At 70.3% G+C, this 25956-nt stretch carries 27 protein-coding genes and 3 pseudogenes; 10 read left to right on the forward strand and 20 right to left on the reverse strand.

Annotated features, from left to right (window positions below; translation table 11 throughout):
• Positions 1–217, reverse strand: a 217-nt coding sequence (locus A5702_RS18875) for a transcription antitermination factor NusB (RefSeq protein ID WP_369817937.1), incomplete at its 3' end; no start/stop codon positions are given.
• Positions 214–1146, reverse strand: a complete 933-nt coding sequence (fmt, locus tag A5702_RS18880; protein ID WP_068222698.1) for a methionyl-tRNA formyltransferase — start codon at positions 1144–1146, stop codon at positions 214–216. The genes A5702_RS18875 and fmt, both read right to left, overlap by 4 nt.
• 170 nt (positions 1147–1316) lie before the next feature.
• Between fmt and A5702_RS18885 the strand changes: the two genes are divergently transcribed.
• Entirely contained in the window at positions 1317–2129 is an 813-nt protein-coding gene (locus A5702_RS18885; protein ID WP_068222659.1) for a class I SAM-dependent methyltransferase, read from the forward strand.
• Between the two features lie 6 nt (positions 2130–2135).
• On the opposite strand, the gene A5702_RS18890 is transcribed toward A5702_RS18885, so the two are convergent.
• The 3 genes from A5702_RS18890 to A5702_RS18900 all read right to left on the reverse strand — a co-directional run bounded on the left by A5702_RS18890 (position 2136) and on the right by A5702_RS18900 (position 5548).
• Entirely contained in the window at positions 2136–2624 is a 489-nt protein-coding gene (locus A5702_RS18890; RefSeq protein ID WP_055403737.1) for a MarR family winged helix-turn-helix transcriptional regulator, read from the reverse strand.
• Positions 2625–2751: 127 nt separating this feature from the next.
• Positions 2752–4752 carry a primosomal protein N' gene (locus A5702_RS18895; protein ID WP_231965097.1) on the reverse strand — a complete coding sequence of 667 codons (2001 nt, stop codon included), beginning with the start codon at positions 4750–4752 and terminating at the stop codon, positions 2752–2754.
• A gap of 61 nt (positions 4753–4813) precedes the next feature.
• Positions 4814–5548: a lysoplasmalogenase gene (locus A5702_RS18900; RefSeq protein ID WP_068222662.1), complete on the reverse strand. Its 735-nt coding sequence runs from the start codon at positions 5546–5548 to the stop codon at positions 4814–4816.
• Here A5702_RS18900 and A5702_RS18905 point away from each other — a divergent pair.
• The 4 genes from A5702_RS18905 to A5702_RS18920 all read left to right on the forward strand — a co-directional run bounded on the left by A5702_RS18905 (position 5547) and on the right by A5702_RS18920 (position 9637).
• Entirely contained in the window at positions 5547–6509 is a 963-nt protein-coding gene (locus A5702_RS18905) for an alpha/beta hydrolase (RefSeq protein WP_068222664.1), read from the forward strand. The genes A5702_RS18900 and A5702_RS18905 overlap by 2 nt on opposite strands.
• Before the next feature lie 22 nt (positions 6510–6531).
• Complete coding sequence (locus A5702_RS18910) at positions 6532–7497, forward strand: alpha/beta hydrolase (RefSeq protein ID WP_068222666.1); 966 nt, start codon at positions 6532–6534, stop codon at positions 7495–7497.
• 10 nt (positions 7498–7507) lie between these two features.
• Positions 7508–8992: an NAD(P)/FAD-dependent oxidoreductase gene (locus A5702_RS18915; RefSeq protein WP_055403733.1), complete on the forward strand. Its 1485-nt coding sequence runs from the start codon at positions 7508–7510 to the stop codon at positions 8990–8992.
• Positions 8993–9064: 72 nt separating this feature from the next.
• Positions 9065–9637 (forward strand): pyridoxamine 5'-phosphate oxidase family protein, encoded by a 573-nt coding sequence (locus tag A5702_RS18920; RefSeq protein WP_068222669.1) that lies wholly within the window; start codon positions 9065–9067, stop codon positions 9635–9637.
• Here the strand turns inward: A5702_RS18920 and metK are convergent.
• Together metK and A5702_RS26450 are read right to left on the reverse strand one after the other, a co-directional pair.
• On the reverse strand, positions 9621–10832 hold the full coding sequence (gene metK, locus A5702_RS18925) for a methionine adenosyltransferase (RefSeq protein ID WP_067820313.1): 1212 nt from the start codon (positions 10830–10832) through the stop codon (positions 9621–9623). The genes A5702_RS18920 and metK overlap by 17 nt on opposite strands.
• A gap of 97 nt (positions 10833–10929) precedes the next feature.
• A pseudogene (locus A5702_RS26450) lies at positions 10930–11640 on the reverse strand (phosphopantothenoylcysteine decarboxylase); the annotation flags it as partial.
• On the opposite strand from A5702_RS26450, the pseudogene A5702_RS27300 reads away from it, so the two are divergent.
• Positions 11639–11719, forward strand: a pseudogene (locus tag A5702_RS27300) (hypothetical protein); the annotation flags it as partial. The pseudogenes A5702_RS26450 and A5702_RS27300 sit on opposite strands and share 2 nt — an antisense overlap.
• Positions 11720–11759: 40 nt before the next feature.
• Here A5702_RS27300 and A5702_RS27035 read toward each other — a convergent pair.
• The 4 genes and pseudogenes from A5702_RS27035 to mihF all read right to left on the reverse strand — a co-directional run.
• Positions 11760–12171: pseudogene (locus tag A5702_RS27035) on the reverse strand (flavoprotein); the annotation flags it as partial.
• 21 nt (positions 12172–12192) lie between these two features.
• Positions 12193–12519 carry a DNA-directed RNA polymerase subunit omega gene (rpoZ, locus tag A5702_RS18935; protein WP_055403752.1) on the reverse strand — a complete coding sequence of 109 codons (327 nt, stop codon included), beginning with the start codon at positions 12517–12519 and terminating at the stop codon, positions 12193–12195.
• Positions 12520–12573: 54 nt separating this feature from the next.
• Complete coding sequence (gene gmk / locus A5702_RS18940; protein ID WP_082946800.1) at positions 12574–13239, reverse strand: guanylate kinase; 666 nt, start codon at positions 13237–13239, stop codon at positions 12574–12576.
• A 61-nt stretch (positions 13240–13300) separates the two neighbouring features.
• Positions 13301–13615, reverse strand: coding sequence for an integration host factor, actinobacterial type (mihF, locus tag A5702_RS18945; protein ID WP_007171927.1), 315 nt, complete (start codon positions 13613–13615; stop codon positions 13301–13303).
• Between the two features lie 467 nt (positions 13616–14082).
• On the opposite strand from mihF, the gene A5702_RS18950 reads away from it, so the two are divergent.
• The gene (locus tag A5702_RS18950) at positions 14083–14505 is read left to right on the forward strand and encodes a molybdopterin-binding protein (RefSeq protein WP_055403728.1); all 423 of its coding nucleotides are present in this window, start codon (positions 14083–14085) and stop codon (positions 14503–14505) included.
• Between the two features lie 27 nt (positions 14506–14532).
• On the opposite strand, the gene pyrF is transcribed toward A5702_RS18950, so the two are convergent.
• The 9 genes from pyrF to A5702_RS18995 all read right to left on the reverse strand — a co-directional run bounded on the left by pyrF (position 14533) and on the right by A5702_RS18995 (position 24319).
• A complete protein-coding gene (gene pyrF / locus A5702_RS18955; protein ID WP_068222672.1) occupies positions 14533–15360 on the reverse strand; it encodes an orotidine-5'-phosphate decarboxylase in 828 nt (275 codons plus the stop codon).
• The gene (gene carB, locus A5702_RS18960; protein WP_068222674.1) at positions 15357–18722 is read right to left on the reverse strand and encodes a carbamoyl-phosphate synthase large subunit; all 3366 of its coding nucleotides are present in this window, start codon (positions 18720–18722) and stop codon (positions 15357–15359) included. Before carB ends, pyrF begins: the two co-directional genes overlap by 4 nt.
• Positions 18722–19855, reverse strand: coding sequence for a glutamine-hydrolyzing carbamoyl-phosphate synthase small subunit (gene carA / locus A5702_RS18965; protein WP_068222677.1), 1134 nt, complete (start codon positions 19853–19855; stop codon positions 18722–18724). Before carA ends, carB begins: the two co-directional genes overlap by 1 nt.
• Before the next feature lie 48 nt (positions 19856–19903).
• Positions 19904–20413 carry a transporter gene (locus A5702_RS18970; RefSeq protein ID WP_068222701.1) on the reverse strand — a complete coding sequence of 170 codons (510 nt, stop codon included), beginning with the start codon at positions 20411–20413 and terminating at the stop codon, positions 19904–19906.
• Positions 20410–21714 (reverse strand): dihydroorotase, encoded by a 1305-nt coding sequence (locus A5702_RS18975; RefSeq protein ID WP_068222679.1) that lies wholly within the window; start codon positions 21712–21714, stop codon positions 20410–20412. The genes A5702_RS18970 and A5702_RS18975 overlap by 4 nt, the downstream gene beginning before the upstream one ends.
• Positions 21711–22655: an aspartate carbamoyltransferase catalytic subunit gene (locus A5702_RS18980; protein ID WP_055403699.1), complete on the reverse strand. Its 945-nt coding sequence runs from the start codon at positions 22653–22655 to the stop codon at positions 21711–21713. The genes A5702_RS18975 and A5702_RS18980 overlap by 4 nt, the downstream gene beginning before the upstream one ends.
• Positions 22652–23224: a bifunctional pyr operon transcriptional regulator/uracil phosphoribosyltransferase PyrR gene (gene pyrR, locus A5702_RS18985; protein ID WP_055403698.1), complete on the reverse strand. Its 573-nt coding sequence runs from the start codon at positions 23222–23224 to the stop codon at positions 22652–22654. Before pyrR ends, A5702_RS18980 begins: the two co-directional genes overlap by 4 nt.
• A 149-nt stretch (positions 23225–23373) precedes the next feature.
• Positions 23374–23799 (reverse strand): cellulose-binding domain-containing protein, encoded by a 426-nt coding sequence (locus tag A5702_RS18990; RefSeq protein WP_068222691.1) that lies wholly within the window; start codon positions 23797–23799, stop codon positions 23374–23376.
• 133 nt (positions 23800–23932) lie between these two features.
• Positions 23933–24319 (reverse strand): hypothetical protein, encoded by a 387-nt coding sequence (locus A5702_RS18995; protein ID WP_068222693.1) that lies wholly within the window; start codon positions 24317–24319, stop codon positions 23933–23935.
• 291 nt (positions 24320–24610) lie between these two features.
• On the opposite strand from A5702_RS18995, the gene A5702_RS19000 reads away from it, so the two are divergent.
• The 3 genes from A5702_RS19000 to A5702_RS19010 all read left to right on the forward strand — a co-directional run.
• Positions 24611–25063, forward strand: coding sequence for a hypothetical protein (locus A5702_RS19000; protein WP_068222696.1), 453 nt, complete (start codon positions 24611–24613; stop codon positions 25061–25063).
• 81 nt (positions 25064–25144) lie between these two features.
• Positions 25145–25582 (forward strand): helix-turn-helix domain-containing protein, encoded by a 438-nt coding sequence (locus A5702_RS19005; RefSeq protein WP_055403694.1) that lies wholly within the window; start codon positions 25145–25147, stop codon positions 25580–25582.
• Between the two features lie 71 nt (positions 25583–25653).
• A partial coding sequence (locus A5702_RS19010) for an STAS domain-containing protein (protein WP_068222704.1) occupies positions 25654–25956 on the forward strand: 303 nt, incomplete at its 3' end.

Here is a 25956-nt window from a genome sequence, read left to right on the forward strand (position 1 = left end):
GGCCGCGGGTGCGGCAGGTGCCGTAGGTCAGCTCGGTGGCGAACGCGGCGTCCCGGCCGCTGATCCCCCGGTCGCGCAGCAGCGCGGGCAGCGCCAGGTTCGCGTAGGCGTCCCGCTCGCTGACCGCCCGCAGCACGCCGAACGCGGCGGCGCGCGCGGGGTCGAGCGGCCGGCGCCGCCTGCCGCGCCCGCGGTCCGATTGCCGGGGCCGGCTCATGTCGCCCGCGTCGCGGGATCGAGACGCGCGCCGCGGGCCCAGTCGACGGCGTTCATGAGTTTCTTTCCGGGCGGCTGTATCTGGCCCAGCCGCACGGCTTGTGAACCGGTGCCAACCCAGACGTTCTTGCGATCAACGTGAATTGCGCCGGGCGCCAACGGCTCTGGGGCATCAGCGTCGATGAACACCGGGCCGAGCTTGATGCGCAGGTCGCCGATCAGTGTCCAGGCGCCGGGATTGGGTGTGACGGAGCGGATCCGGCGCTCCACGACGTGCGCCGGCAAGTCCCACTGCACCCGGGCCTGCTCGACGGTGATCTTCGGCGCGATGCTGACGCCGTCGGCGGGTTGCGGTCGCGGCGTCAACGTTCCATCGGCGATGCCGTCCAGGGTCGTCGACAGCAACACCGCACCCGAAACGGCCAGGCGCTCAAGCAGTTCCCCCGCGGTGTCGGTCGGTCGGATGGTCTCGGTGACCACCCCGTAGACCGGGCCCGAGTCCAGGCTGGGCTCGATCCGGAACGTCGTCGCCCCGGTGATGGTGTCCCCGGCCGCGATCGCCGCCTGCACCGGCGCCGCCCCGCGCCAGGCGGGCAGCAGCGAGAAGTGCAGGTTGATCCACCCGTGCGGGGGCACGCCGAGCAGGCCGTCGCGCAGCAACGCGCCGTACGCCACGACCGCGCAGCAGTCCGGCGCCAGTTCCGACAGTTCGGCGACGAACTCGTCCGAGTTCGGCCGCGCCGGCCGCAGCAGCGGGATGCCCCGGTCAAGCGCTTCGCGGGCCACCGGCGACGGCTGCGGCTTGCCGTGCCGGCCGACGGCGGCGTCGGGCCGGGTCAGCACGGCGATCACCTCGTGACGGGGCGAATCGATGAGTTGGCGCAGCGCGGGCAGCGCGGGTTCGGGGGTGCCGGCGAAGACGAGGCGCACCGGCACAGTCTAGAAAGCCGCACCCGCGCCCTGACTTTAACTTGCGTGGGTACATTATTTCTGATGCATACTGTTTCTAGCGGTTAGCTTCTATCCCGGCCGGCCGCACTGCCGTGCTAGGGACAACGACGTCGAGTGGGCAGTCCTTTCCTTACCCTCAAGGAGGCCTGATGACTCTCGACACCACTATCAGCGACGCCGCTCCCCATCGCGCGGTGTGGGCGCTCGGCGACTACGCCCTGATGGCCGAGGAAGTGATGGCCCCGCTGGGCCCCGTCCTGGTCAAGGCCGCCGGCATCGGACCGGGCATGCGGGTGCTCGACGTGGCGGCCGGGTCCGGCAACATCACGCTGCCGGCCGCCGCGACGGGCGCGGCCGTCGTTTCCAGCGACCTCACCCCCGAGCTGCTGCAGCGGTCGCGGGCCCGGGCCGCCGCGCACGGGTTGACCATCGACTACCGGGAAGCCAACGCGCACGCCCTGCCCTTCGGCGACGGCGAGTTCGACGTCGTCATTTCCGCGATCGGCGTGCAGTTCGCGCCGCAGCAGCAGCGGGCCGCCGACGAACTGGTTCGGGTCTGCCGGCCGGGCGGGACGATCGGCGTGATCAGCTGGACCCCGGAGGGGTTTTTCGGTCGGATGCTCGCCACCATTCGGCCCTACCGGCCCAGCCTGTCGCAGGCCGTACCGCCGGCCGCGTTGTGGGGGCGCGAGGGCTACGTCACCGGACTGCTCGGCGATCGGGTGGGCCGGCTGACGGCGGTGCGGGGCCTGCTGGAAGTGAACCGGTTCGACACCGCGGAGGCGGTGCACGCGTACTTCAAAAGCCACTACGGCCCGACGATCGAGGCGTATGCGAACATCGGCCACAACGGCGTGCTGGCCGCCGAGCTCGACGCCCAACTCATCGAACTCGCGCAGCAATACCTCACCAATGGCGCCATGAAGTGGGAGTACCTATTGGTCACCGCCGAGAAGCGCTGAGCGACACTACAAATCGATGTCGGCGTCCATGTGCACGTCGGGCTCTCCGCCGGCGGCGGTGAACGAGGTCAGGGCCCGCACCAGGCCGTGGCGCTCCGCCGGCGGCATCTTCTCGACGATGGTCGCGATCTCGTTGCGCCGGTACGAGGTGACCTGACGCACGACCTCCCGCCCCCGCTTCGTCAGCGCGGCGAGCAGCTCGCGCCGCGACGTGGGGTGCGGGAGGCGGTCGATCAGTCCGGCCGCGACGAGCCGATCGACCATCCGCCCGGTGGCCGACGGTTGCACGCCGAGCAAACCGGCCAGCGTCGCCAGGTTGACCGGGCCGCGATTGGACAGGATCACCAGCGTGCGGAATTGCGGGATCGTGATGGTCTCGTCGACCTGGCCGATCGAGCGTGCCGAGATGGCAACCAGCAAGCGGGAAGCCGTCAGCAAAGCGTCGGTGATTGCATCGAGCGACTCGTCCGCCGTGGTCGCGTTCTCCGCTGCCATCTCGCCCCTCTCCGGAGAATCTCCGGCCTCTCGGTGGCTAAAGAAGTGGAAGTGTAACAACCTTCCAATATCGTAGTCAGGCACTATTTCCGACGCATACTATCCCCTTTGGCAAAATTTGGGGAGGTCATCCGATGTGCAACGGGTCGATCTGCACCCGGACCGGCTCGTGGGCCTGGCGCGCGGACAGCACGCTCACGCCACGGCGCAGCGACGCGGCCAGCGCCAGGCCCTGCTCCCGGCGGGCCCGGACCAGCATCCGCGTCACCGGCACCCCGGGCGGGGTGCCGGCCGGGCGGCGCACGCCCGCCGGCAAATCGACCGGCCCCAGCACATCGGCCCCGTCCGGCAACCCGGCCTCGTCCAGCAGCGCCGCCACCGCTTCCGCGGCACCGTCGAGGGCCGCGATGTGCACGCTCGGCGGCAGGCCCACTTCGGTCCGGGCCGCCAGGTCCGAATCGGCGTGCCCCACCGGATCCCAGCGGATCAGCGATTGCACTGTGGGAATTGAAGATTCGGCCACCACCAGCACCATGCCGCCGTCCCCGCGGGCCCGCACCAGCGCCGCGGCGCTCATCCAGCGCCACAGCGCGTCCTCGGCGGCGCGCAGGTCCTGGCGGCCCAGCAGCGCCCAGGTATCCAACAACAACGCCGCGCCGTAGCCGCCGGACGCGGCGGGCTCGGCGCCCGGGGTGGCCACCACCAGGGCCGGGCCGGCGGCGACTTCGGGCACGACGCCGTCCCCCGACGAGGTGATCACGGCGGTACCGGGAAATGCGCGGCCGAGCTCCTCGGCCGTGCGGCGCGCCCCGACCACCACCGCGCGGACGGCGTCCGACCCGCAGCGCGCGCAGCGCCGCGTCGGGTCGATGCGCCCGCACCACCGGCAGACCAGCGCCTGGCCGCCCTCCTGCAACGACAGGGGGCCGGTGCAGTGCCGGCACCGCGCGATGGTGCGGCAGCGCGCGCACGCCAGCGACGGGACGTAGCCGCGCCGGGGCACCTGCACCAGCACCGGCGCCCCGGCCTCGAGCGCCGCCCGGGCGGCGCGCAGGGCGATGGACGGAATGCGCGCGGTGCGCGCGGCCGGGTCGCGTTCGTCGGCGTAGCCGGTGTCGTCGAGGGCGACCACCCGCGGTGTGCGGGCGCGCACCACCGCCCGGGGCGCGACGATGTCGTGCGCCCAGCCACTGCGCACCAGCGCCTGCGCCTCGGCGGTGCGCGCGTAGCCCCCGATCAGCGCCGCGCACCGCGCCTGATGCGCGCGCAGCATCGCCACCTCCCGGGCGTGCGGGTAGGGGGCGCGCGGCTCGGCCAGGGTGTCGTCGGCGTCGGCCCACACCATGACCAGGCCCAGGTCGTTCAGCGGCGCGAAAACCGCACTGCGCGTGCCGATTACCAGCCGCGCGTGGCCGCGCAGCGCGGCGAGCCACCGCCGGTAGCGGGCGGCCGGGCCCAGCCCGGCCGAAAGCGCCACCACGGCGGCCTCCTCGACGCGCGCGGTCGCGGCGCGCCACAGGGTGTCCAGGTCGCGCTGGTCGGGCACGATCGCCAGCGCCGACCGGCCGGCGCGGATGGTCTGGGCGGCGGCCTCGGCGAAGCGGTCCGCCCAGGACTCCCCCGGCAACGCCTGCCAGACCGCGCGCGCGGCCCGGGATTCGGCCAGCGCGTCCAGGAACTGCGCGCCCCGGCCGTACGCCTCCCACGCCGACGGGTCGACGGGCGCGGGCACCGCCGGCCGCGGGACTTCCGCGGCTTCCCGCTCCACCCGGGCGTGCCGGGCGGGCACCGCCAGGCGGAGCACGTCCGGCCGGGTCCCGGCGTAGCGGGCCGCCACCGCGTCGACCAACCGGCGGATCTCGGGGGTCAGCACCGGTTCGGCCGACACGACGCGGTCCAGCCAACCCAGCTTGCCGGGGTGGTCGGTGTCGTTGCGGCGCTCCAGCACGAACGCGTCGACCAGCCGGCCGTGAAACCGCACCCGCACCCGCACCCCCGGTTGGGCGTCGTCGGACTGCTCGGCCGTCACCAGGTAGTCGAACTCACGGTCCAGGTGCGGCACCGAGAGCATCGGCAGCACCCGGGCGATGGGTTCGACCTCACCGGGCGTGCGCGGGCCGCCGCTCACGGCGCCCTCCACAATCGAAATGGGTTGTTGCCCAACGCCTTTACCGTCCGGTCCGGAACGGTCAGCCCTCGGCCGGCGCCGGGTCGCCGGCGTCGGCCGGCGCCTCACGGCCGAAGAAGAACCCCGCCGTCATGAGGATCAGCGCCGCGGCGTACGACCACCAAATCGGCACCGCCAGTGCCTCGTTGCCCAGGATGAAGCGGCCGATGGCGATCAGCGAATCGGACGCCGCGAAACACACCGCCCCCACCGCCGTCCAGATCGTCGGCAGCTGCGCCAACAGGGCGGCGCACACCATCGCGGTCAGCACCAGGATGTAGGCCGTCACCGGGAGGGCCAGTTTGCCCAGGTGCGGCCAGAACCACGCCAGCAGCGCGATGGTGGCCAGGCACATGGCGACCACGGCGGCGATGCGCGGCCTGGACGGGCGCCAAGCCACCAGCGGCAGCAGCGCGCCCAGGAAACACAAGTGGGCCAACAGGAATGCGGCCAGGCCCACGACGAAGGACTGGGTCCACCACGGAATCGCCAGCGCCCAGTCGCCGACGGCCGACAACAGCAGGGCGGGCATCAGCCACCGCCGCTCGCGGACAACGGCGTGGCCCACCGCGGCGGCCGTCAGCAACAACGCCATCGAGGCCTTGAACAGCGGCTGCAGCACCCAATGCCCGGTCAGCTCGGTTCCCGGCGGCGAGCCCAGCGCCAACACCGTCAGGTAGACGCCGTAGCCAAGCGCCGCCCAGCCGGCCACCACCCAGCCGCCGAGCACCAGACGAGATGCGTACGGTACCTCCATGCCAAGCTTGGACAACACAGCCGACGAAAAGCCCGCGATCGACCCCATCCTGCAGAAGGTACTGGATGCGGTTCCCTTCCGGCTATCCACCGACGACGGCGTTGACGCGGCGCGGCAGCGCTTCCGCGACCTGCCCCGCCGGCCGCTGCACCCGGAGCTGCGCGTCGAGGACCGGGCCATCGCCGGCCCGGCGGGGCCCGTCGGCGTCCGGATCTATTGGCCGCCAATCGAATCCGAGAGTACCGTGCCGCCCATCGTGTTGTATTTCCACGGCGGGGGCTTCGTCGTGGGCGACCTCGACAGCTACGACGGCACGGCTCGCCAGCACGCGGTCGGCGCCGACGCCATCGTGGTGTCCGTCGACTACCGGCTGGCCCCCGAACACCCCTACCCCGCCGCGGTCGAAGACGCTTGGGCCGCAACGCTTTGGGCCGCCGAGCACGCCGCTGAGCTGGGCGGCGACCCGAATCGGCTGGCCGTCGCCGGGGATTCGGCCGGTGGAACCATCAGCGCCGTGATGGCGCAGCGGGCGCGCGATCACGGCGCACCGCCGATCCTGTTCCAGCTGTTGTGGTACCCCTCCACGATGTGGGACTCCTCGCTGCCGTCCTTCACCGAAAACGCCGGCGCGCCGATCCTCGACGTCAGGGCCGTCGCGGAGTTCTCGCGGTGGTACGCGGGCGAAGTCGACTTGTCGGCCCCGCCGCCGGGCATGGCGCCGGGGCGCGCGGCCGATCTGTCCGGGCTCGCGGCCGCCTACATCGCCGTCGCCGGTTACGACCCGTTGCGCGACGACGGCATCCGGTACGGCGAACTGCTCGGCGCCGCAGGCGTGCCCGTCGAGGTGCACAACGCCGAGACCCTGGTGCACGGGTACCTCGGCTACGGCGGCGTGGTGCCGGCGGCCACCGCGGCGATGGAGCGCGGCCTGACCGCCCTGCGAACCGGCCTGCGCGGGTGAATGCTGGGCGTACGGTGAATCCATGACGGAGCCCACCTTCGCCCGCGCGGGCATCGACCCGACGTTCAAGGCGTTGCTGGACGCCTTCCCGTTGACGTTCCGAGCGTCCGACGGCGTGGAGGTCGCGCGCCGCCGGATGCGCATGCTCCAGGTGCCGCCCGAAATGCTGCCCGACCTGCGGATCGAGGACCGCACGATCGACTACGGCGAGCACCGCGACATTCCCGTGCGCATCTACTGGCCACCCCTGGAACCGGCGGAAGCGCTGCCGGTCGTCGTCTACTACCACGGCGGCGGGTTCTGCCTCGGCGGCCTGGACACCCACGACCCCGTCGCCCGCTCGCACGCCGTCGGCGCCGAGGCCATCGTGGTGTCGGTCGACTACCGGCTGGCACCCGAGCATCCGTTCCCCGCCGGGGTCGACGACGCCTGGGCGGCGTTGCGCTGGGTCGCCGAGAACGCGGCCGAGCTGGGCGGTGACCCCGACCGGATCGCCGTGGCCGGCGACTCGGCCGGCGGCAACCTGGCCGCGGTGATGGCCCACCTGGCCAACGAGAACGCCGGGCCCGCGCTGAGCTTCCAGCTGCTGTGGTACCCCGTCGTCACCGCCGACCTGTCGCTGCCGTCGTTCACCGAGAACGCCAACGCGCCCATCCTGGACCGCGACGTGATCGACGCCTTCCTGTCCTGGTACCTGCCGCACATCGACATCAGCGACCCCACGACGCTGCCCGTCACCCTCGCCCCGGCGAACGCGACGGAGATGTCCGGCTTGCCGCCCGCGTTCATCGGGACCGCCGAACACGATCCGCTGCGCGACGACGGGGCCCGCTACGCCGAGCTGCTCAACGCGGCCGGCGTGCCCGCCGAATTGAGCAACGAGCCCACCCTCGTCCACGGCTACGCCAGCTTCGCGCTGGTGATCCCCGCGGCCGGTGACGCCACCGACCGCGGGCTGGCCGCCCTGAAGAAGGCGCTACACCCCTAGGCGGGCACCGATGAACAGCACTCCCGATTACCACACCCTGATCGTGGGCGCCGGTTTCTCCGGGATCGGCGCCGCCATCAAGCTCGACCGCGCCGGACTGCCCGACTACCTCGTCGTCGAGGCCGGCGACGGGGTGGGCGGGACGTGGCACTGGAACACGTATCCCGGTATCGCCGTGGACATTCCGTCGTTCTCCTACCAGTTCTCCTTCGAGCAGAGCCCGGACTGGTCGCGCACGTACGCCCGGGGCCGTGAGCTCAAGGCGTACGCCGAACACTGCGTCGACAAATACGGCATCGGGTCGCGAATCCGGTTGAACACCAAGGTGCAATCGGCCGAGTTCGACGACGAGCAGTGCCTGTGGCGGGTGCAGACCGACCCGGGGGGCACGGTCACCGCCCGGTTCCTGATCAGCGCGTGCGGCGTGCTCACCGTGCCCAACCTGCCCGACATAGACGGGGTGGACACCTTCGGCGGGGTGACGATGCACACGGCCCGCTGGGATCACGACCAGGACCTGAGCGGCAAGCGCGTCGCGATCATCGGCACCGGCGCCTCGGCCGTCCAGGTCATTCCCGAGATCGCGCCGATTGTCTCCCAGCTCACCGTTTTTCAGCGCACCCCGATCTGGTGCTTCCCCAAGCTGGACGTCGCGTTGCCCGCGCCGGCCCGCTGGGCGATGCGGATTCCCGGCGGCAAGATTCTGCAACGGCTGCTCAGCCAGGCCTTCGTCGAAGTCACCTTCCCGATCTCCGCGCACTACTTCACCGTCCTGCCGCTGGCCAAAAGGATGGAATCGGCCGGGCTGGCCTACCTACGCAAACAGGTGCACGACCCGGCGGTGCGCGACCAGCTCACCCCGCGCTACGCGGTCGGCTGCAAACGCCCCGGTTTTCACAACGAGTACCTGGCCACGTTCAACCGGGACAACGTGCGACTGGTGACCGAGCCGATCGACAAGATCACGCCCGACGCGGTGGCGACCACCGACGGCGAACACCACGAGATAGACGTGCTGATCCTGGCCACCGGCTTCAAAGTGATGGATCCCGACGACGTCCCGACGTTCGCGGTCACCGGCAGCGGCGGCAAGTCGCTGAGCCGGTTCTGGGACGAACACCGGTTGCAGGCCTACGAGGGCGTAAGCGTCCCCGATTTCCCCAACCTGTTCACCGTGTTCGGGCCGTACGGCTACGTGGGCTCGTCGTATTTCGCGCTGATCGAGACGCAGACCCACCACATCGTGCGGTGCCTGAAACGGGCGCGACGCGAGGGCGCGACGCGGGTCGAGGTCACCGAGGAGGCCAACGACCGGTACTTCGCCGAGATGCTGCGCCGACGGCACCGGCAGATCTTCTGGCAGGACAGTTGCCGCCTGGCCAACAGCTACTACTTCGACAAGAACGGCGACGTGCCGCTGCGCCCCACCACCACGGTGGAGGCCTACTGGCGCAGCCGGCGCTTCGACCTCGACGACTACGAATTCACCGGCTGAGCGCGATCGCCGGCCCCGGCCGCGGTGAAAAACCCGGTGCTGGCCGTCGGTGCCCGGCGCTAGGCTTCACGCGTGGCCAAGGAATTTGCGCGTCTCGACGAATCACTGGAGCGGTTCATCAGCGACCAGGCGATGTTCTTCGTGGCCACCGCGCCCTCCGAGGGAGGCCGAATCAACCTGTCCCCCAAGGGATATCGGGACACCTTCGCGGTGCTCGACGACCACACCGTCGCCTATCTGGACCTGTTCGGCAGCGGCGTGGAAACCATTGCCCACCTGCGGGACAACGGCCGGATCACGATCATGTTCTGCTCGTTCAGCCGCAACTCGCGCATCCTGCGGCTGTTCGGCACCGGACGGGTGGTCCGCCCCGACGACGACGAGTTCGGCGGCCTGGCAGCCCATTTCGGCAAGCCGCACGCCGGCGTGCGCGCCGTCATCGTCGTCGACCTGGAGCGGATCGCCGACGCGTGCGGGTTCGCGGTGCCGTATTACGAGCTCGTCGACGAACGGCCGGTCCTCGACGAACACCACAACAAGGCGCCCGCCGAGGCATACGTCCGCCTGGTCCAGCGCAACCGGCGCAGCATCGACGGATTGCCGGCGTTGGACGCCGACCACCCGCCGCCTAGATCGCGCGCTTGAGCTCGTCGACCATGTTGAGCTGCTCCCACGGCAGCTCGATGTCGGTGCGGCCGAAGTGCCCGTAGGCGGCGGTCTGCGCGTAGATGGGGCGCAGCAGGTCCAGGTCGCGGATGATCGCGCCGGGGCGCAGGTCGAACACCTCGGGCACGATCTTCTCGATCTTGACCGGGTCGACGGTCGCGGTGCCGAACGTCTCGATGAACAGGCCGACCGGGGCGGCCTTGCCGATCGCGTAGGCCACCTGCACCTCGACCCGCTCCGCCAGCCCGGCGGCGACGATGTTCTTGGCCACCCAGCGCATCGCGTACGCCGCGGACCGGTCCACCTTGGACGGATCCTTGCCGGAGAACGCGCCGCCGCCGTGGCGGGCCCAGCCGCCGTAGGTGTCGACGATGATCTTGCGGCCGGTCAGGCCCGCGTCGCCCATCGGGCCGCCGAGGACGAACTTGCCGGTGGGGTTCACCAGCACCCGGGTGCCCGACGCGTCGAGGGTGTCGTGCGCCAGCTCGTTCAGCACGGTTTGCAGGACGTGCTCGCGGATGTCGGGGTCGAGCTTCTTCTCCAGGTCGATGCCGTCGGCGTGCTGCGTCGAGACGACGACCGTGTCGAGGCGCACCGGGACGTCGTCCTCGTAGGCGATGGTGACCTGCGTCTTGCCGTCCGGGCGCAGGTATCCCAGCGTGCCGTTCTTGCGCACCTCGGTCAGCTTGCGCGACAGCCGGTGGGCCAGCGCGATCGGCAGCGGCATCAGCTCGGGGGTGTCGTTGATCGCGTAGCCGAACATCAGGCCCTGGTCGCCGGCGCCTTGGGAGTCCAGTGGGTCCGCGGCGCCCTCGACGCGCGCCTCGTGGGCGGTGTCGACGCCCTGGGCGATGTCGGGCGACTGGGCGCCTATGCCGATGTTCACCCCGCACGACGCCCCGTCGAAGCCCTTGTCCGACGAGTCGTAGCCGATGTCGAGGATCCGCGCGCGGACGATGTTGGTGATGTCGGCGAACGCCTCCTTGGCCGACGTGGTCACCTCACCGACGACGTGCACCTGGCCGGTGGTGACCAGCGTCTCGACCGCGACACGTGAGCGGGGGTCCTGCGCCAGCAGAGCGTCGAGGACCGAGTCGCTGATCGCGTCACAGATCTTGTCGGGATGTCCCTCAGTCACCGACTCACTGGTAAACAGGCGACCCTTTTCGCTCACAATCTCAATCCTTCCGAATAGTTAGTAAACCGAATTATATCGGCTGGCATCGGGCCGGCCGGCACCTGGCCTGGCGCCTCAGGCGAACCGAACCGTCTTATCCGCCGCCGTGCAGGAACGTGGCGATCGCATCCACGATACGACTGGCCATCAGCGTCTTGGAGCCGTGCTGCAGCGCGGACTCGGTGCCGTCGGACGCGAGCAGCCAGCCGTCGTTGCTGTCCACCTCGAACGCCCTGCCGTCGCCCACCGCGTTCACCACCAACAGGTCGCAGCCCTTGCGGCGCAACTTGGAGCGCGCATGGAAGAGCACGTCGCCGTTGGCGTCGCCCGTTTCCGCGGCGAACCCGACGATGGCCCGCATGTTGGGCAGCTCGCCGCTGGCACGCGCCCGCACCGCACCGGCGAGCACGTCGTCGTTGCGGACCAGCTCGATCGTGGGCGGGCTGTCCTGATCGTCTGGGCCCTTTTTGATCTTGGCGGCCGAAACCTGCGCGGGCCGGAAGTCGGCGACGGCCGCGGCCATCACCAGCACGTCCGCGGCGGGGGCGTGCTTGGCCACCGCGTCGCCGAGTTGCTCCGCCGAGCTGACGTGGACGACCTCGACCCCGGCCGGGTCGATCAGCCCCGCGGTGTGCCCGGCGATCAGCGTGACCTCGGCGCCGCGCTGCGCGGCGACCCGCGCCACCGCGTAGCCCTGCTTGCCGGAGCTGCGGTTGCCGATGAAGCGCACCGGGTCGATCGGTTCGCGGGTACCGCCCGCGGTCACCAGCATCTTGCAGCCGGCGAGGTCGTAGGGCTACGCGGTGGCGCGGGTCGCCGCGCAGCGCGGCGCCGAGGTCACGCTGATCGCCGGGCACACCGCGGGGCTGATCGACCCGGCCGGGGTCGAGGTCGTCCACGTCAGCTCGGCGGAGCAACTCGGCGACGCGGTGGCCACGTTGTCGACGGTGGCCGGGTGCAACCACATCTCGGTGTGCATCGCCGGCGCGAACATCACCGGGCACCTGGCCGTGAGCAGGGTGGCGGTCAGCAGGTCGTCGGCGCGGCCGTGCACCGCGCGGGCGAGCAGGTCCGCGGTGGCCGGCGCCACCACGACCAGGTCGGCCTTCTGGCCCAGCTGGACGTGCGGCACCTCGGGGACGTTCGCGAAAACGTCGGTGTGCACGGGCTGGCCGGAGAGCGCCTCGAACGTGGCGGCTCCGACGAAGCGCAGCGCCGACTCGGTGGGGATGACGCGGACGAGATGACCGGCCTCGGAGAGCTGACGAACGACCGTGCACGCCTTGTAAGCGGCGATGCCACCGGAGACGCCGACGACAATCCGTTTGCGGTCCACAGTTGGCCCGGCCCTGCCCTGTTACTCGCCCTCGGTGTGCTCGAGCAGGTCGGCGTGGATCTCCCGCAGCGCGATCGACAGCGGCTTCTCCTGAAGCCCCGGCTCGACAAGCGGCCCAACGTATTCGAGGATGCCCTCGCCGAGCTGGTTGTAGTAGTCGTTGATCTGGCGGGCGCGCTTGGCGGCGTAGATCACCAGGGCGTACTTGCTCGACACGCGGTCGAGCAACTCGTCGATGGGCGGGTTGGTGATGCCCAGCGGGGTGTCGTAGGCGCCCTGCCCCCCGGCCGACGGGTCGAACCGATCGGGGACGGCGGCCAACGCCGCGTCAGACTGCGGAATAGTCACGTAGGTCAATCTCCTGGCGGATTAAAGCGGCTGGTACCGCTGGCAATTCGATGCTCAATCTCGATTGGATCTGGTCCGGCTCCTGGTCTGGCCAGGCGGGTCATGCCGACCCGGCGCAGTTCCCACCAGCAAGGATACCAATTCGGCGCACGCAGACTCCAATTGACTGTTGACGACGACCTCGTCGAAGTCATCCTGGGCCGCCATTTCGATGCGGGCGGTCTCGAGCCGGCGCCGCATGGCCTCCGGCGTTTCGGTGCCGCGGCCGACGAGCCTCGCCTCCAGATCCTGCCAGCTGGGCGGGGCCAGGAACACGGTGACGGCCTCCGGCATCGCCTTCTTGACGGCCCTGGCGCCGGCCAGGTCCACCTCGATGAGCACGGGGATTCCGGCTGCCGTCGCGGTCCGCACCGGCTCGGCCAGGGTGCCCGACCGGTGCAGCCCGCCGTGGATGTCGGCCCACTCCAGCAGTGCGCCGTCGTCGATGAGCTGCTGGAAGCGGGCGGGGCTGACGAAGTGGTAGTCGACGCCGTCGACCTCGCCCGGCCGCGGCGCCCGCGTCGTGGCCGAGACGGAAAAATGCAGGTCAGGAACCCGCTCGCGCAGGCATCTGACCACCGTCGACTTGCCGACCGCGGAGGGACCGGACAGCACGACCACACGTCCCGGTGGTGCGGGACGCGTCCCGTGCTCGACGTCCGGTCCCCCGCCGGCGCTCACAGGCGCTCCTGGGCCGCGACGCCCACAGGGCGGGTTGGCCAACTCGGCCGGGCTGGCCGGACTAGGAGCCGAACTTTTCCAGCAGGGCCTTGCGCTGGCGGTCGCCGAGGCCCCGCAGGCGGCGGGTGGGGGCGATCTCCAGCTCGGTCATGATTTCCTGCGCTTTGACCTTGCCCACCTTGGGCAACGCCTCAAGCAGCGCGGAAACCTTCATCTTGCCCAGGACTTCGTCGGTCTCGGCGTCCTTGAGCACCTGCGTGAGGTTGGTGCCGCCGCGCTTCAGCCGGTCCTTGAGCTCTGCTCGTGCTCGACGTGCGGCAGCCGCCTTCTCCAACGCGGCCGCGCGCTGCTCGTCGGTCAACTGGGGAAGGGCCACGATTCCTCCGTATCTGATCAATCAATCTCAATCGATCGCTTTGTGTCTCTGCCTGCTACTTCAGCCAGCGGAGACGACCGTACTCAGGCCTCCTGACGAAATCTAACCCGGCCCCCTGGTTCCGGGGACAAACTCCCAGCATGAGCCCGGCGGGTGGCCCGAAAAACCGGTCGCCGTGGCCGCCCTGAGGGCCGCCGTACCGGGGGCCGTCAGGTCGGCCAACCGGCCTACCAGGAGGGCGCCCGCAGCGCTCTGAGCAGCCGTTTTGCCGGGCTGGGCGGTGCCCGAGGGCAGGCGGGAGGCGCCGGCCGATGGGGGCCGCGGCGGGCCGAGACGCGTCATGCGGGCGATCTCGCATTTTTCGTCGCGTGTCGCGCGTGTCGCGCCTGCGTAGCCGCGCGGGTGCGATTCGCGAGCCGATTGCTGGTACGAGCCCCGGCCGATACGCAGGGAGTTACCATCTAGCCGTGTCGAACCTGCGGATCCGTCAGGCCGCTGAGCTGCTCGGAGTCAGCGACGACACGGTCCGGCGATGGATCAACCAGGGGTCCCTGGCGGTCAGCCACGACGCCGCCGGCCGCAAAGTCATCGCCAGCGAGGATCTGGCCCGCTTTTCGCGCAGCAACGCCCCGGCCCCGCCCCCGGATCCACTCAGCATCGGCAGCTCGGCCCGCAACCGGTTCGTCGGGCTGGTCACCCAGGTGACCAGCGACAAGGTGATGACCCAGGTGGAGATGCAGTGCGGCCCCTTCACCGTGGTGTCGCTGATGAGCACCGAGGCCGCCGAGGAGCTGCAGTTGCGCCCCGGCAGCGTCGCCGTGGCCGTCGTCAAGGCCACCACCGTGATCGTGGAGACCGCGCGCCCCAGCACGTCGCTAGCGTCGGACTGACGCGCACGTAGGGCCCCGTACGACGGGCTACGAGGCGGCCAGGTAGGCGACGGCGTCCAGCATCCGCTCGCCGGCCGCCCGCAGTTCGGGCACGCCCGGCCCCGCGCGCAGCACCTCGCGGGCCACCGCGGGCAGCAGCTGGCCCGGATCCGCCCCGCCCAGCCCGGCGAGCGCCTCGGGCCGTCCGCCCTGCACGCCCAGGCCCGGCACCAGCACCGGTCCGCCCAGCGCGCTGAGGTCGGGGGCCTGAAGCACCGTCGCGCCGACCACCACGCCGACATAGCCGGGCCCGTGCGGCGTGGCGGACTTGTTCACCACCGCCGCCTGGTCGACGACCAACTGGGCCACCGTGCGGCCGTCGAAGGCGGCGCGCTGCACGGTCGCGCCCTCGGGGTTGGAGGTGGCGGCCAGCACGAACACGCCACGGTCGTGCGCGGCGGCCGCCTCCAGCAGCGGCCGCAGCGAGCCGAACCCCAGATACGGCGAGGCCGTCACCGCGTCGGCGGCCAGCGGCGAGTCACCCGCCCAGGCGGCGGCGTAGGCGGCCATCGTGGTGCCGATGTCACCGCGCTTGGCGTCGGCCAAAACCAGCACCCCCGCCGCGCGCAGGGCCGCGATGGTGCGTTCCAGCACCGCGAACCCCGCGGCGCCGTAGGCCTCGAAGAAGGCGACCTGGGGCTTGACTACGGCGAACCCGGAGAACGCCTCGACGCAGATGTCGCAGAACGCCGCCACCCCGTCGGCCGTGGTCGGTAGGTCCCAGGCGCGCAGCAGCTCGGGGTGCGGATCGATGCCCACGCACAGCGGCCCGCGTTGCGCCTTCGCCTCGGCCAGCCGCAGGCCGAACCCGGTCACCGGTCGCCTTGCCCGGGCGCGGCGCCCTGGCCCATCAGGCTATGCAGCTCCTGCAGGGACCGCACGCCGATGTCGCCGCGGATGCCCGCCTCGATGCCCTGGATGGCGGCCGAGGCGCCCTGCACCGTCGTGACGCAGGGAATGTTGACCGAGACCGCGGCGGAGCGGATCTCGTAGCCGTCGATGCGCGGACCGGAGTTGCCGTAGGGCGTGTTGATCACCATGTCGATTTCGCCGGCCTTGATCGCGTCCACGGCGGACATCGCGGGTCGCCCGTCGCCCGGCGGCTCGAAGTGCTTGCGGACCTCATCGCAAGGAATCCCGTTGCGCCGCAACATCTCCGCCGTGCCCTCGGTGGCCAGCACCCGGAAGCCCAGGTCGGCCAGGCGCTTGACCGGGAACACCAGCGACCGCTTGTCCCGGTTGGCGACCGAGACGAAGATGGTGCCCTCGGCGGGCAGCGACCCGTAGGCGGCGGTCTGGCTCTTGGCGAAGGCGCTGCCGAAGTCGCGGTCGATGCCCATCACCTCGCCGGTCGATTTCATCTCCGGACCCAGCAGCGAATCGATGGCGGCCCCGTCGGTGCGCCGGAAGCGGTGGAACGGCAGCACGGCCTCCTTGACCGCGATCGGGGCGTTCTGGGCCGCGTGGGCGCCGTCCCCGGCGGCCGCCAGCATGCCCTCGGCGCGCAGCTGAGGAATGTTGGCGCCCAACATGATCCGGGCGCACGCCTTGGCCAGCGGGATCGCGGTGGCCTTGGACACGAAGGGAACCGTGCGGCTGGCACGCGGGTTGGCCTCCAAGACGTAGAGCACGTCGTCCTTGAGGGCGTACTGCACGTTGAGCAGCCCGATCACGCCGATGCCGTGGGCGATGGCCTCGGTGGCGCGGCGCACCTTCTCGATGTCGCTGCGGCCCAACGTGACCGGCGGCAGCGCGCACGCCGAGTCGCCGGAATGGATGCCCGCTTCCTCGATGTGCTCCATGATGCCGCCGATGTAGACCTCGCTGCCGTCGCACAACGCGTCGACGTCGATCTCCACCGCGTCCTCCAGGAAGCGGTCGACCAGCACCGGGTGCTCGGGCGACAGTTCGGTGGCCCGGGTGATGTAGCCCTCCAGCGTCTCCTCGTCGTAGACGATCTCCATGCCGCGACCACCCAGCACGTACGACGGCCGCACCAGCACCGGGTAGCCGATGTCCTCTGCGATCCGGCGGGCCTGCGCGAAAGTCGTTGCCATGCCGTACTTCGGCGCCGGCAATCCGGCGCCGGTCAGCACGTCGCCGAAGGCCCCGCGGTCCTCGGCCAGATCGATCGCCTCCGGCGGGGTGCCCACGATCGGGACCCCGGCGTCGGCCAGGCGCTGCGCCAGCCCGAGGGGCGTCTGTCCGCCCAGTTGCACGATGACCCCGACCACCCCCGGTCCCGCGCCGGCCGACTGCTGTTCGGCGTGGAAGACCTCGAGGACGTCCTCGAACGTCAGCGGCTCGAAGTACAGCCGGTCGGCGGTGTCGTAGTCGGTGGACACCGTCTCCGGGTTGCAGTTGACCATGACGGTTTCAAAACCGGCCTGGCTCAACGTGGTTGCGGCGTGCACGCAGCTGTAGTCGAATTCGATGCCCTGGCCGATCCGGTTAGGTCCCGACCCGAGGATCAGTACCTTGGGCCGCTCGGTTTGCGGCGCCACCTCCGTCTCGGCGGCGGGGTCGAGTTCGTAGCTGCTGTAGTGGTAGGGCGTCTTGGCCTCGAACTCGGCCGCGCAGGTGTCCACGGTCTTGTACACCGGGTGGATGCCGAGGCGCTCGCGCAGCGAGCGGACGCCGTTCTCCCCCGCCAATTCCGGCCGCAGCGCGGCGATCTGGCGGTCCGACAGCCCGCTGTGTTTGGCCCGCCGCAGCAGGTCGATGTCGAGCACCGGGGAGTCCACCAGCTCGGCGCGCAGCTTGCCCAGCTCGCCGATCTGGGCCAGGAACCACGGGTCGACGCCGCTGGCCTTCGCGACCTGCTCGATCGACGCGCCCAGCCGCAGCGCCAGCTCGATGTCGTAGAGCCGACCCTCGGTCGGGGTGCGCAGCCGGTCGAGCACCTCGCCGACGTCCCCGTCCGGGTCGGGCTTGGTCCAAAACCCCGCGCGCGTGGTTTCCAGCGATCGCATCACCTTGCCGAGCGCCTCGATGAAGTTGCGGCCCAACGACATCGCCTCGCCGACGGACTTCATCGTGGTGGTCAGGGTGGGATCGGCCCCGGGAAACTTCTCGAACGCGAACCGCGGCGCCTTGACGACGACATAGTCGAGGGTGGGCTCGAAGCAGGCCGGCGTTTCCTTGGTGATGTCGTTGACGATCTCGTCGAGGCTGTACCCGATGGCCAGCTTCGCGGCGATCTTGGCGATCGGGAAGCCGGTCGCCTTCGAGGCCAGCGCGCTGGACCGGGACACCCGCGGGTTCATCTCGATGACGATCAGCCGGCCGTCGGCAGGGTTGATCGCGAACTGGATGTTGCAGCCGCCGGTGTCCACCCCGACCTCGCGCAGGATCGCGATGCCCAGGTCGCGCATCCGCTGGTATTCGCGGTCGGTGAGGGTCATGGCGGGCGCGACGGTGACCGAGTCACCGGTGTGCACGCCCATCGGGTCGAAGTTCTCGATCGAGCACACCACGACCACGTTGTCGTTGCCGTCGCGCATCAGCTCGAGCTCGAATTCCTTCCAGCCGTAGATCGATTCCTCGATCAGCACGTTGGCGCTGGGGCTTTCGGCCAGGCCGGCGCCGGCCATCCGGTCGACCTCCTCGACGGATCGCGCCATGCCCGACCCCAGCCCGCCCATGGTGAAGCTGGGCCGCACCACCACCGGCAGCCCGAGCTCCTCGACCGTCTCGCGAACCTCTTCCATGGTGAAACACACGCGGCTGCGGGCGGATTCACCGCCCACCTTGGCCACGATGTCCTTGAACATCTGCCGGTCCTCGCCGCGCTGGATGGCGTCGATGTCCGCCCCGATCAGCTCGACACCGTGGCGCTCCAGCGCCCCGTTCTCGAACAGCGCGACCGCGGTGTTGAGCGCCGTCTGCCCGCCCAGCGTGGCCAGCAGCGCGTCGATCTTGTTGCCGCGCTCGGCCTGCTGGGCGATCACCCGCTCGACGAACGCCGGGGTGATGGGCTCGACGTAGGTGTGGTCGGCGTACTCGGGGTCGGTCATGATGGTGGCCGGGTTGGAATTGATCAGGCTGACCTGCAGCCCCTCCGCCCGCAGCACCCGGCAGGCCTGGGTGCCCGAGTAGTCGAACTCGGCGGCCTGGCCGATCACGATCGGCCCCGAGCCGATCACCAGCACGTGGTTGAGGTCGGTGCGACGTGGCACTAGCGGCCCCTTCCGCTTTCTCGGGAAGCCATCAGGTCGATGAATTGGTCGAACAGGTATTCCGCGTCATGCGGACCGGCGGCGGCCTCCGGGTGATACTGCACCGAGAACGCCCGGCCGTCAGCGAGTTTCACGCCCTCGACCACCCCGTCGTTGGCGCACGTGTGGCTGACGACGGCCGCGCCGAACGGCGTGTCGAAGGACTGGCCCGCCTCGCCCTCCAGGGCGAAGCCGTGGTTCTGGGCGGTGACCGCCACCCGCCCGGTGGCGTGGTCCATCACCGGGATGTTGATGCCGCGGTGCCCGAAGACCATCTTGTAGGTGGACAGCCCCAGCGCCCGGCCCAGGATCTGGTTGCCGAAACAGATGCCGAACAACGGGATCCCGGCCCCCAGCACCTCGCGGGTGAGCGCGACGACGTCATCGGCGGTGGCCGGATCGCCGGGGCCGTTGGACAGGAACACCCCGTCGGGGGCGATGTCGGCGATCTGGTCGAACGTGGTCGACGACGGCAACACGTGGCTGCGGACGCCGCGGCGGGCGAAGTTGCGCGGGGTGTTGGTCTTGATCCCCAGGTCCAGCGCGACCACCGTGAACCGTTGCGGCCCTTCGGGTTCCACGATGTAGTGCTCCGGCGTGCTGACCTCGCCGGCGAGATCGGCGCCCAGCATCGACTGCTGGCCCCACACCCGCTCTACCAGCTCGGCCGGGTCGGCGAGCGCGTCGCCGGAGAACACCCCGGCCTTCATCGAGCCGCGGGTACGCAGGTGGCGCACGACCGCCCGGGTGTCGATACCGGCGATCCCGACGATGTGCTGGCGCACCAGCTCGTCCTCCAGGGTGCCGGTGGCGCGCCAGTTGGAGGCGCGCGGCGACGGGTCGCGCACCGCGTAGCCGGCGACCCAGATCTTGTCGCCCCGGCTCTCGGCGTCCTCGGTGTTCCAGCCGGTGTTGCCGATCTGCGGCGCGGTGGCCACCACGATCTGGCGGTGGTAGCTGGGGTCGGTCAACGTCTCCTGGTAGCCGGACATGCCGGTGGAAAACACGGCCTCGCCGAGCGTTTGGCCAACCTTGCCGAACGGCGTGCCGGTGAAGACGCGGCCGTCCTCCAAGACCAGTAGCGCCTTAGTCATGCGCGCCACTTCTCCTCATCGCTTCGCTCTGCATCGTCGCGGCGCAACTCACGCGGCTCCCTTCTCGTCGGATTTCAGCCAGGGGTCATAGTCGTCGCGGTGGTTGGCCCGAAAGCCGGTGTCGATCTCGGCGCCCGACGGCAGCCGCCACCGAATCGCCAATATCCCGATCCGGGCCACCGCCCTGCCGCCCATGCTGCGCTCCATCCGGATGCCGGTAATCGAGTCTTTCGGAATCCAAATCGGTTGGGCGCGTAGGCGTTCCACCATGATTCCGCCGGCATAGCGGGTCAGCACCCCTTTGCTGCGGAAACCGAGATCGCCGGCCGCGATCCGCTCGTGCCAGCCCGGCGCCAGCATGGAACCGCAATAGTGTCCGCGGGTGGTGATCAGGGCCGCGCCCACCTGGTCGGGAATGTCGGGCAGGTCACCGATCAGTTCATCCTGCCGCTCCGAGCGCCGCCGCCAGCTGCGCATCATCAGCTGGATCACCACCGCGATCACCACCACCAGCACGGCCGCGAAGATCAGCGATCCCACCAGCGTGCCTGAATTCATGCCGGGCACTTCCCGTCTCGAGCGGTGAGCTTGCCGCGCAGCAGCGTCGCCGTCACCGTGGCCGGCAGGGTCATCGACTCGAACGGCGTGTTCGCCGACCGGCTGGCCAGATCGGAGCCGGCGACGGTCCAGGTGGCCTCCGGGTCCACCACCGTCAGGTTGGCCGGCTCCCCCACCTCCAGCGGGCGGCCGTGATCGGGCAGGCCGACGATCCGCGCTGGGTTCTCACTCATCACCCGGGCGACGTCGCGCCAGCTCAACAGGCCCGGCGTCACCATCGTCTGGACCACGACGGACAGGGCGGTCTGCAGGCCCAGCATGCCGGGACGCGCCGCGGCGAACTCAACGCACTTCTCGTGCTCGGCGTGCGGGGCGTGATCGGTGGCCACGCAGTCGATGACGCCGTCGGCCAGCGCCTGCCGCAGCGCCTCGGCGTCGGCGGCCTCGCGCAGCGGCGGGTTGACCCGATTCACCCCGTCGTAGCTGGCCAGCCGGCCGTCGTCGAGCAGCAGGTGGTGCGGGGTAACCTCGGCGGTGATCGAGATGCCTTGTCCCTTGGCCCATTTCAGGAGCTCGACGGTGCCGGCGGTGGATGCGTGGCAGATGTGGATGCGGGCGCCGGCGTCGCGGGCCAGCAGCGCGTCGCGGGCGACGATCGATTCCTCGGCGGCCCGCGGCCAGCCCGACAGTCCCAGCCGGGCGGCGTTGGGCCCCTCGTGGGCGACGGCGCCGACGGTCAGCCGGGGCTCCTCGGCGTGCTGGGCGATCAACACGCCCAGGCCGGTGGCGTACTCGAGGGCGCGGCGCATCACCAGCGGGTCGTGCACGCAGACGCCGTCGTCGGAGAACATCCGCACCTGCGCGGCACCGGCCGCCATCATGCCCATCTCGGTCAGCTCGACCCCGCCCAGCCCGACGGTGACGGCGCCGACGGGGTGCACGTCGACCAGCCCCACCTGCTGGCCGCGGTGCCAGACGTGGTCGGTCACCACCGGGCTGTCGGCGACCGGATTGGTGTTGGCCATCGCGAACACCGCGGTGTACCCGCCCAAAGCCGCTGCGGCCGAGCCGGTTTCGATGTCCTCGGCGTATTCGCGGCCCGGCTCGCGCAGGTGGGTGTGCAGGTCGACGAACCCGGGCAGCAGCACCTGGCCGGTGGCGTCGATGACGTCCAGGTCTTTTTCGAGCCCTCCAGCCCCGTCGAGCCCGGCGCCGATGTCGGCGATCTGGCCGTCATCGACCAGGACGTCGACGCGATCCCCCTCGCCGTACAACCGGACCCCGCGGATGAGCACGCTCACGCTGCGATCTCCTCTGCCCCCACCAGCACATGGAACAGCACCGCCATCCGCACGTGCACGCCGTTCGAAACCTGTTGCAGCACCGCCGATTGCGACGAGTCGGCGACCGAGGAGGCGATCTCCATGCCGCGCAGCATCGGACCCGGGTGCAACACCACGGCGTGGCCGGGCAGCATGGCCTGACGACGATCGGAAAGCCCGTAGCGGGACGAGTATTCGCGCACCGACGGGAAGAAGCCGCCGTTCATCCGCTCGGCCTGCACGCGCAGCATCAGCACCGCGTCGGCGGCGGGCAGCTCGGCGTCGAAGTCGTTCGAGACGGTGACCGGCCAGCCCTCGACGCCGACCGGCAACAGCGTGGGCGGCGCCACCAGCACCACCTCGGCGCCCAGCGTGTGCAACAGCATGACGTTGGAGCGGGCCACCCGGCTGTGCAGGATGTCGCCGACGATCACGATGCGCCGGCCCTCGATGCCGCCGAGGCGCTGGCGGATGGTCAGCGCGTCGAGCAGCGCCTGCGTCGGATGTTCGTGCGTGCCGTCGCCGGCGTTGATCACCGAGGGGCCGTCGTTGGCGCTGCCGGTCCATTCGGCCAGCAGGTGCGCGGCGCCCGAGGCCGGGTGCCGGATGATCAGCGCGTCGGCGCCGGCCGCGCGCAGCGTCAACGCGGTGTCGCGCAGCGACTCGCCCTTGCCGACCGACGATCCGGCCGCGCTGACGTTGATCACGTCGGCGCTCATCCACTTGCCCGCGACCTCGAACGACACCCGGGTGCGGGTGGAGTTCTCGTAGAACATCGTGATGACGGTGCGGCCGCGCAGCGTCGGCAGCTTCTTTATCTCGCGGCCGACCAGGGCCTGGGCGAACCGGTCGGCGTCGTCGAGGATGGCGGTCGCGTCGTCGCGGGTCAGGTCGCCGGCGGCGAGCAGGTGGCGCGTCATCGGGAGATCACCACCGCGTCGCGGCCGTCCTGCTCGCTCAGCAGCACGTGCACGCTCTCGCTGCGGGAAGTGGGGACGTTCTTGCCGACGTAGTCGGCGCGCAGCGGCAGTTCGCGGTGGCCCCGATCGACCAGCACCGCCAGCTGCACCACCCGCGGGCGGCCGACGTCGCGCAGCGCGTCCAGCGCGGAGCGCACCGATCGCCCGGAGTACAGCACGTCGTCGATGAGGATCACCAGCGCGTCGTCGATGCCGCCGACCGGAATCGAGGTGGCCTCCAGCGGCCGCGGCGGCTTCTGCATGAGGTCGTCGCGGTAGAGGGTGATGTCGAGGGCGCCGTGGCCGACTTCCACCCCGCTGTACTCGGCGATGTTGGTGGCCAGCCGCCCGGCCAGGGTGACGCCGCGCGTCGGGATGCCCAACAGGACCACCCGCGGCGCGTCCGGTGAGTCCAGCGCGGTCTTTTCGATGATCTGATGTGCGATGCGGGAAATGGTGCGACCGACGTCGGCCGCCGACATCAGTTCCCGGGCTCCGCGGTCCACGCCGCTCTCACCCACAGCACCCATGCGAGACTTGACCTCCTTCTCCGCCTCGCCGGACGGATCGTTAAAGGATGTCGACTGCCCGGCAGCGTAGCACTTCTCTCACGCGGGGTCGGATGCGAGGCACGCGCGCGCCGGTGGCGCCGTGCGTCCCGCCGCCAGGGCGCCCAGGGCTAGGTGCAGGGGATCTGGCCGTTGAGCACGCAATTCGACGGCGGCGTGAAGGAACCGATCACCACGCCCCGTAGGCCACCCGTGGCCGAACCACCGGGGGGAATGCTGCGATTCCAGTTGGCGGGGGTGAGCACGTAGTGCGTGCCCGACTGGGTGATGGTGCTGTTCCACGTGTGCAGGACGGATTGCCCCGCCGGCATGTCGAAGTCGATGCGCCAATCGGTGAGCGGCACCATGCTCGAGTTGGTGACCGCGAAGTTGGCGATGAAACCGGTCTGCCACGCGTGCTCCACCGACAACGTCGCCGAGGCCGCGGCCGCCTGGGCCGCGGGGGCGACGGCGAGCCCCGTGGCGACCAGCAACGCCGACACGGTGACGGGTAGCGCCGCGCGCCGGCGCTGCACGCGATTCATCAGTGCGGCCATGGCAGCCACATTAGGGGCGTACTCCCGGCCCGGGCCCTCGCGCCGGGGGCACGCTGCAGGACCTTTGCCCAACCGAAACCGTCGCGAAATTTTGGCACCGATGCCCGACGACTCGCCGGCCGGTGACCCGCGCTCAGCTATCGGCCCTCTCGGCTGCCGGCGGGCCGTCCTGATCGGTCGCCGTGGCCGCCGCCGCCTGGTGGCGGATCGCATCGGCGAACCTGGCGGCGTGCCGCGCACGCAGGTTGTGGACGCTCATGAGCACGGAGATGCCCCGATCGACTTCCTCGAGCTGCTGAACCTTCGACCTAATTTCCTTGTCGAGGGCTTCCACCTCGGTCCGCAACTCGGCGATCTGGAGCGCGATCTCGTTGATCCGCCGCGCCACCAGGACACGGTGTGCGCGCAGGTGCGACAGGGCGTCCAAATCGGCCGACTCCGGGGTCTTGCGGTCTTTCATGATGGGGAGCTCCTGATCCCGCCTCTTTCGGACGGCGGCGCGGCCGCGGATCTGCGTCATGGCGGTTTCCCTGGGATTGCGTGGTGATCGCTGAAGATGACGCCGAGCCGCGCCTGGTTCCCCCCCAGGGAACCCATCCAGGACGCGGTCGACGTGAGGGCAACTCTAGGAAGTAAACAGAGAATATGTCAATAATACGGAATTAATTTCCGTTATGATATGGCTCACAGCCTCCTCGGGCCCCGCTCGGCGCGCGGCGTGCGGTTTGCGCGGTAATCGAGGAGTTTGCGGAACGTGTCCCCATGGTTGATGGGAGACTGGGCCCATCCATTCGGCGGTGCGGGAGGCGGCATGACGACGGTGTACGTGGTCTCTGCGGGGAGCGGCGACACCTATCACATCGAGCGGGTTTACCTCGACCGCGACGAGGCGTACGGGTTCGCCCGCGACTACAACGGCATGGCCCCGAATCAGCAGCTCCAAGTCGAGGAATGGGAAACGGGCGCCCCGCCCGGGGCCTACGACGGCCCGTACTGGCGGGCCGAATGGTGGGCGCGTGTCCCGATCAGCAAGCGCCGCGGTCAGCTCCGCCATACCCGGGAGGGCGAACGCTTCGACGACTTCGACATCCGCCAGGAGTGGTGGACCGGCGACGCCTTGCCCGATGCGAAGCTGGTGCGCCGCGAGCTGGCCGGCGTGCCGCGAGTCGAGGTGGTCGGCGTGTCACGCGAGAAGGTCGAGGAGTTGTTCTGGGACACGATTACCCAGGTCAGGTCCGATTTGGCCGGGGTACCGAGGAAATAGTTTCCGCTATCCGTGCAACGAGTAGAAAAATTTTCGCGCCGTTAGTCGACATTGCCGATGGCGATGCGCCATGATCGCCCCATGGACCGGCACGCTCTGAACCGGCTCGGCCACCACATCGTGAGCCGCCGCGTCGCGCTCGGCTACCGCAACCGCACCGACTTCGCCGACAGCCTGCAGTTCACGGTGCGCACCCTGTCCGACATCGAAAACGGCGTGCGCAGAGCCAGCCCGGGCACCTACGCCATGCTGGAAAACAAGCTGGGCTGGGCGCCGGGCAGCGTCGACACCATCCTCGCCGGCGGAGAGCCAAGGGAACTGGTGGTCAAGCTGCCCCGGGAGCCCGGACCCCGGTACCAGACGTCGCCATCGGACGCTCTCGCCCGCGCCTCGACCGAGGAGCTGCTGCTGGAGTTGCGACGGCGCATCGTTAGGCCTCACGACCGGCAGTCCCCCGGCTGGGACGATTGGGGTGACGACGGCCTGGAACCACACGGCTCGTGGGTCGAGCGCGGTTAGCGGGTCGGACCCCGGGCGTGATGTTTCGGACCGGGTGTCGGCCACCGCGGAGAAGCCAGTAGGTTCGGGTGGTGAGCGAGGAGTTCTGGGTTAACCGCCGCGACGCCGGCGAGGCGGTGGTGTTGCAGGTCAGCGGCGTGGTCGACATCATCACCGCGCCCTCGCTCGCCACCCACATCGACGTCGCGCTGGCCGGCACGCCCGCGGTGCTGGTCATCGACCTCACCGAAGTCGATTTCCTATCGTCCGCGGGCATCACCGTGCTGGTCGAGGTGCATCGACTGACCGAGAACAGCCCGACGTCATTGCGGGTGGCGGCCGACGGCTCGGCCACCAGCCGGCCGCTGCGGATCGTGGGCCTCGACGAGTTCATC

Source organism: Mycobacterium sp. E3339 (genome assembly GCF_001666915.1).
In the GTDB taxonomy this organism is placed as follows: Bacteria; Actinomycetota; Actinomycetes; order Mycobacteriales; family Mycobacteriaceae; genus Mycobacterium.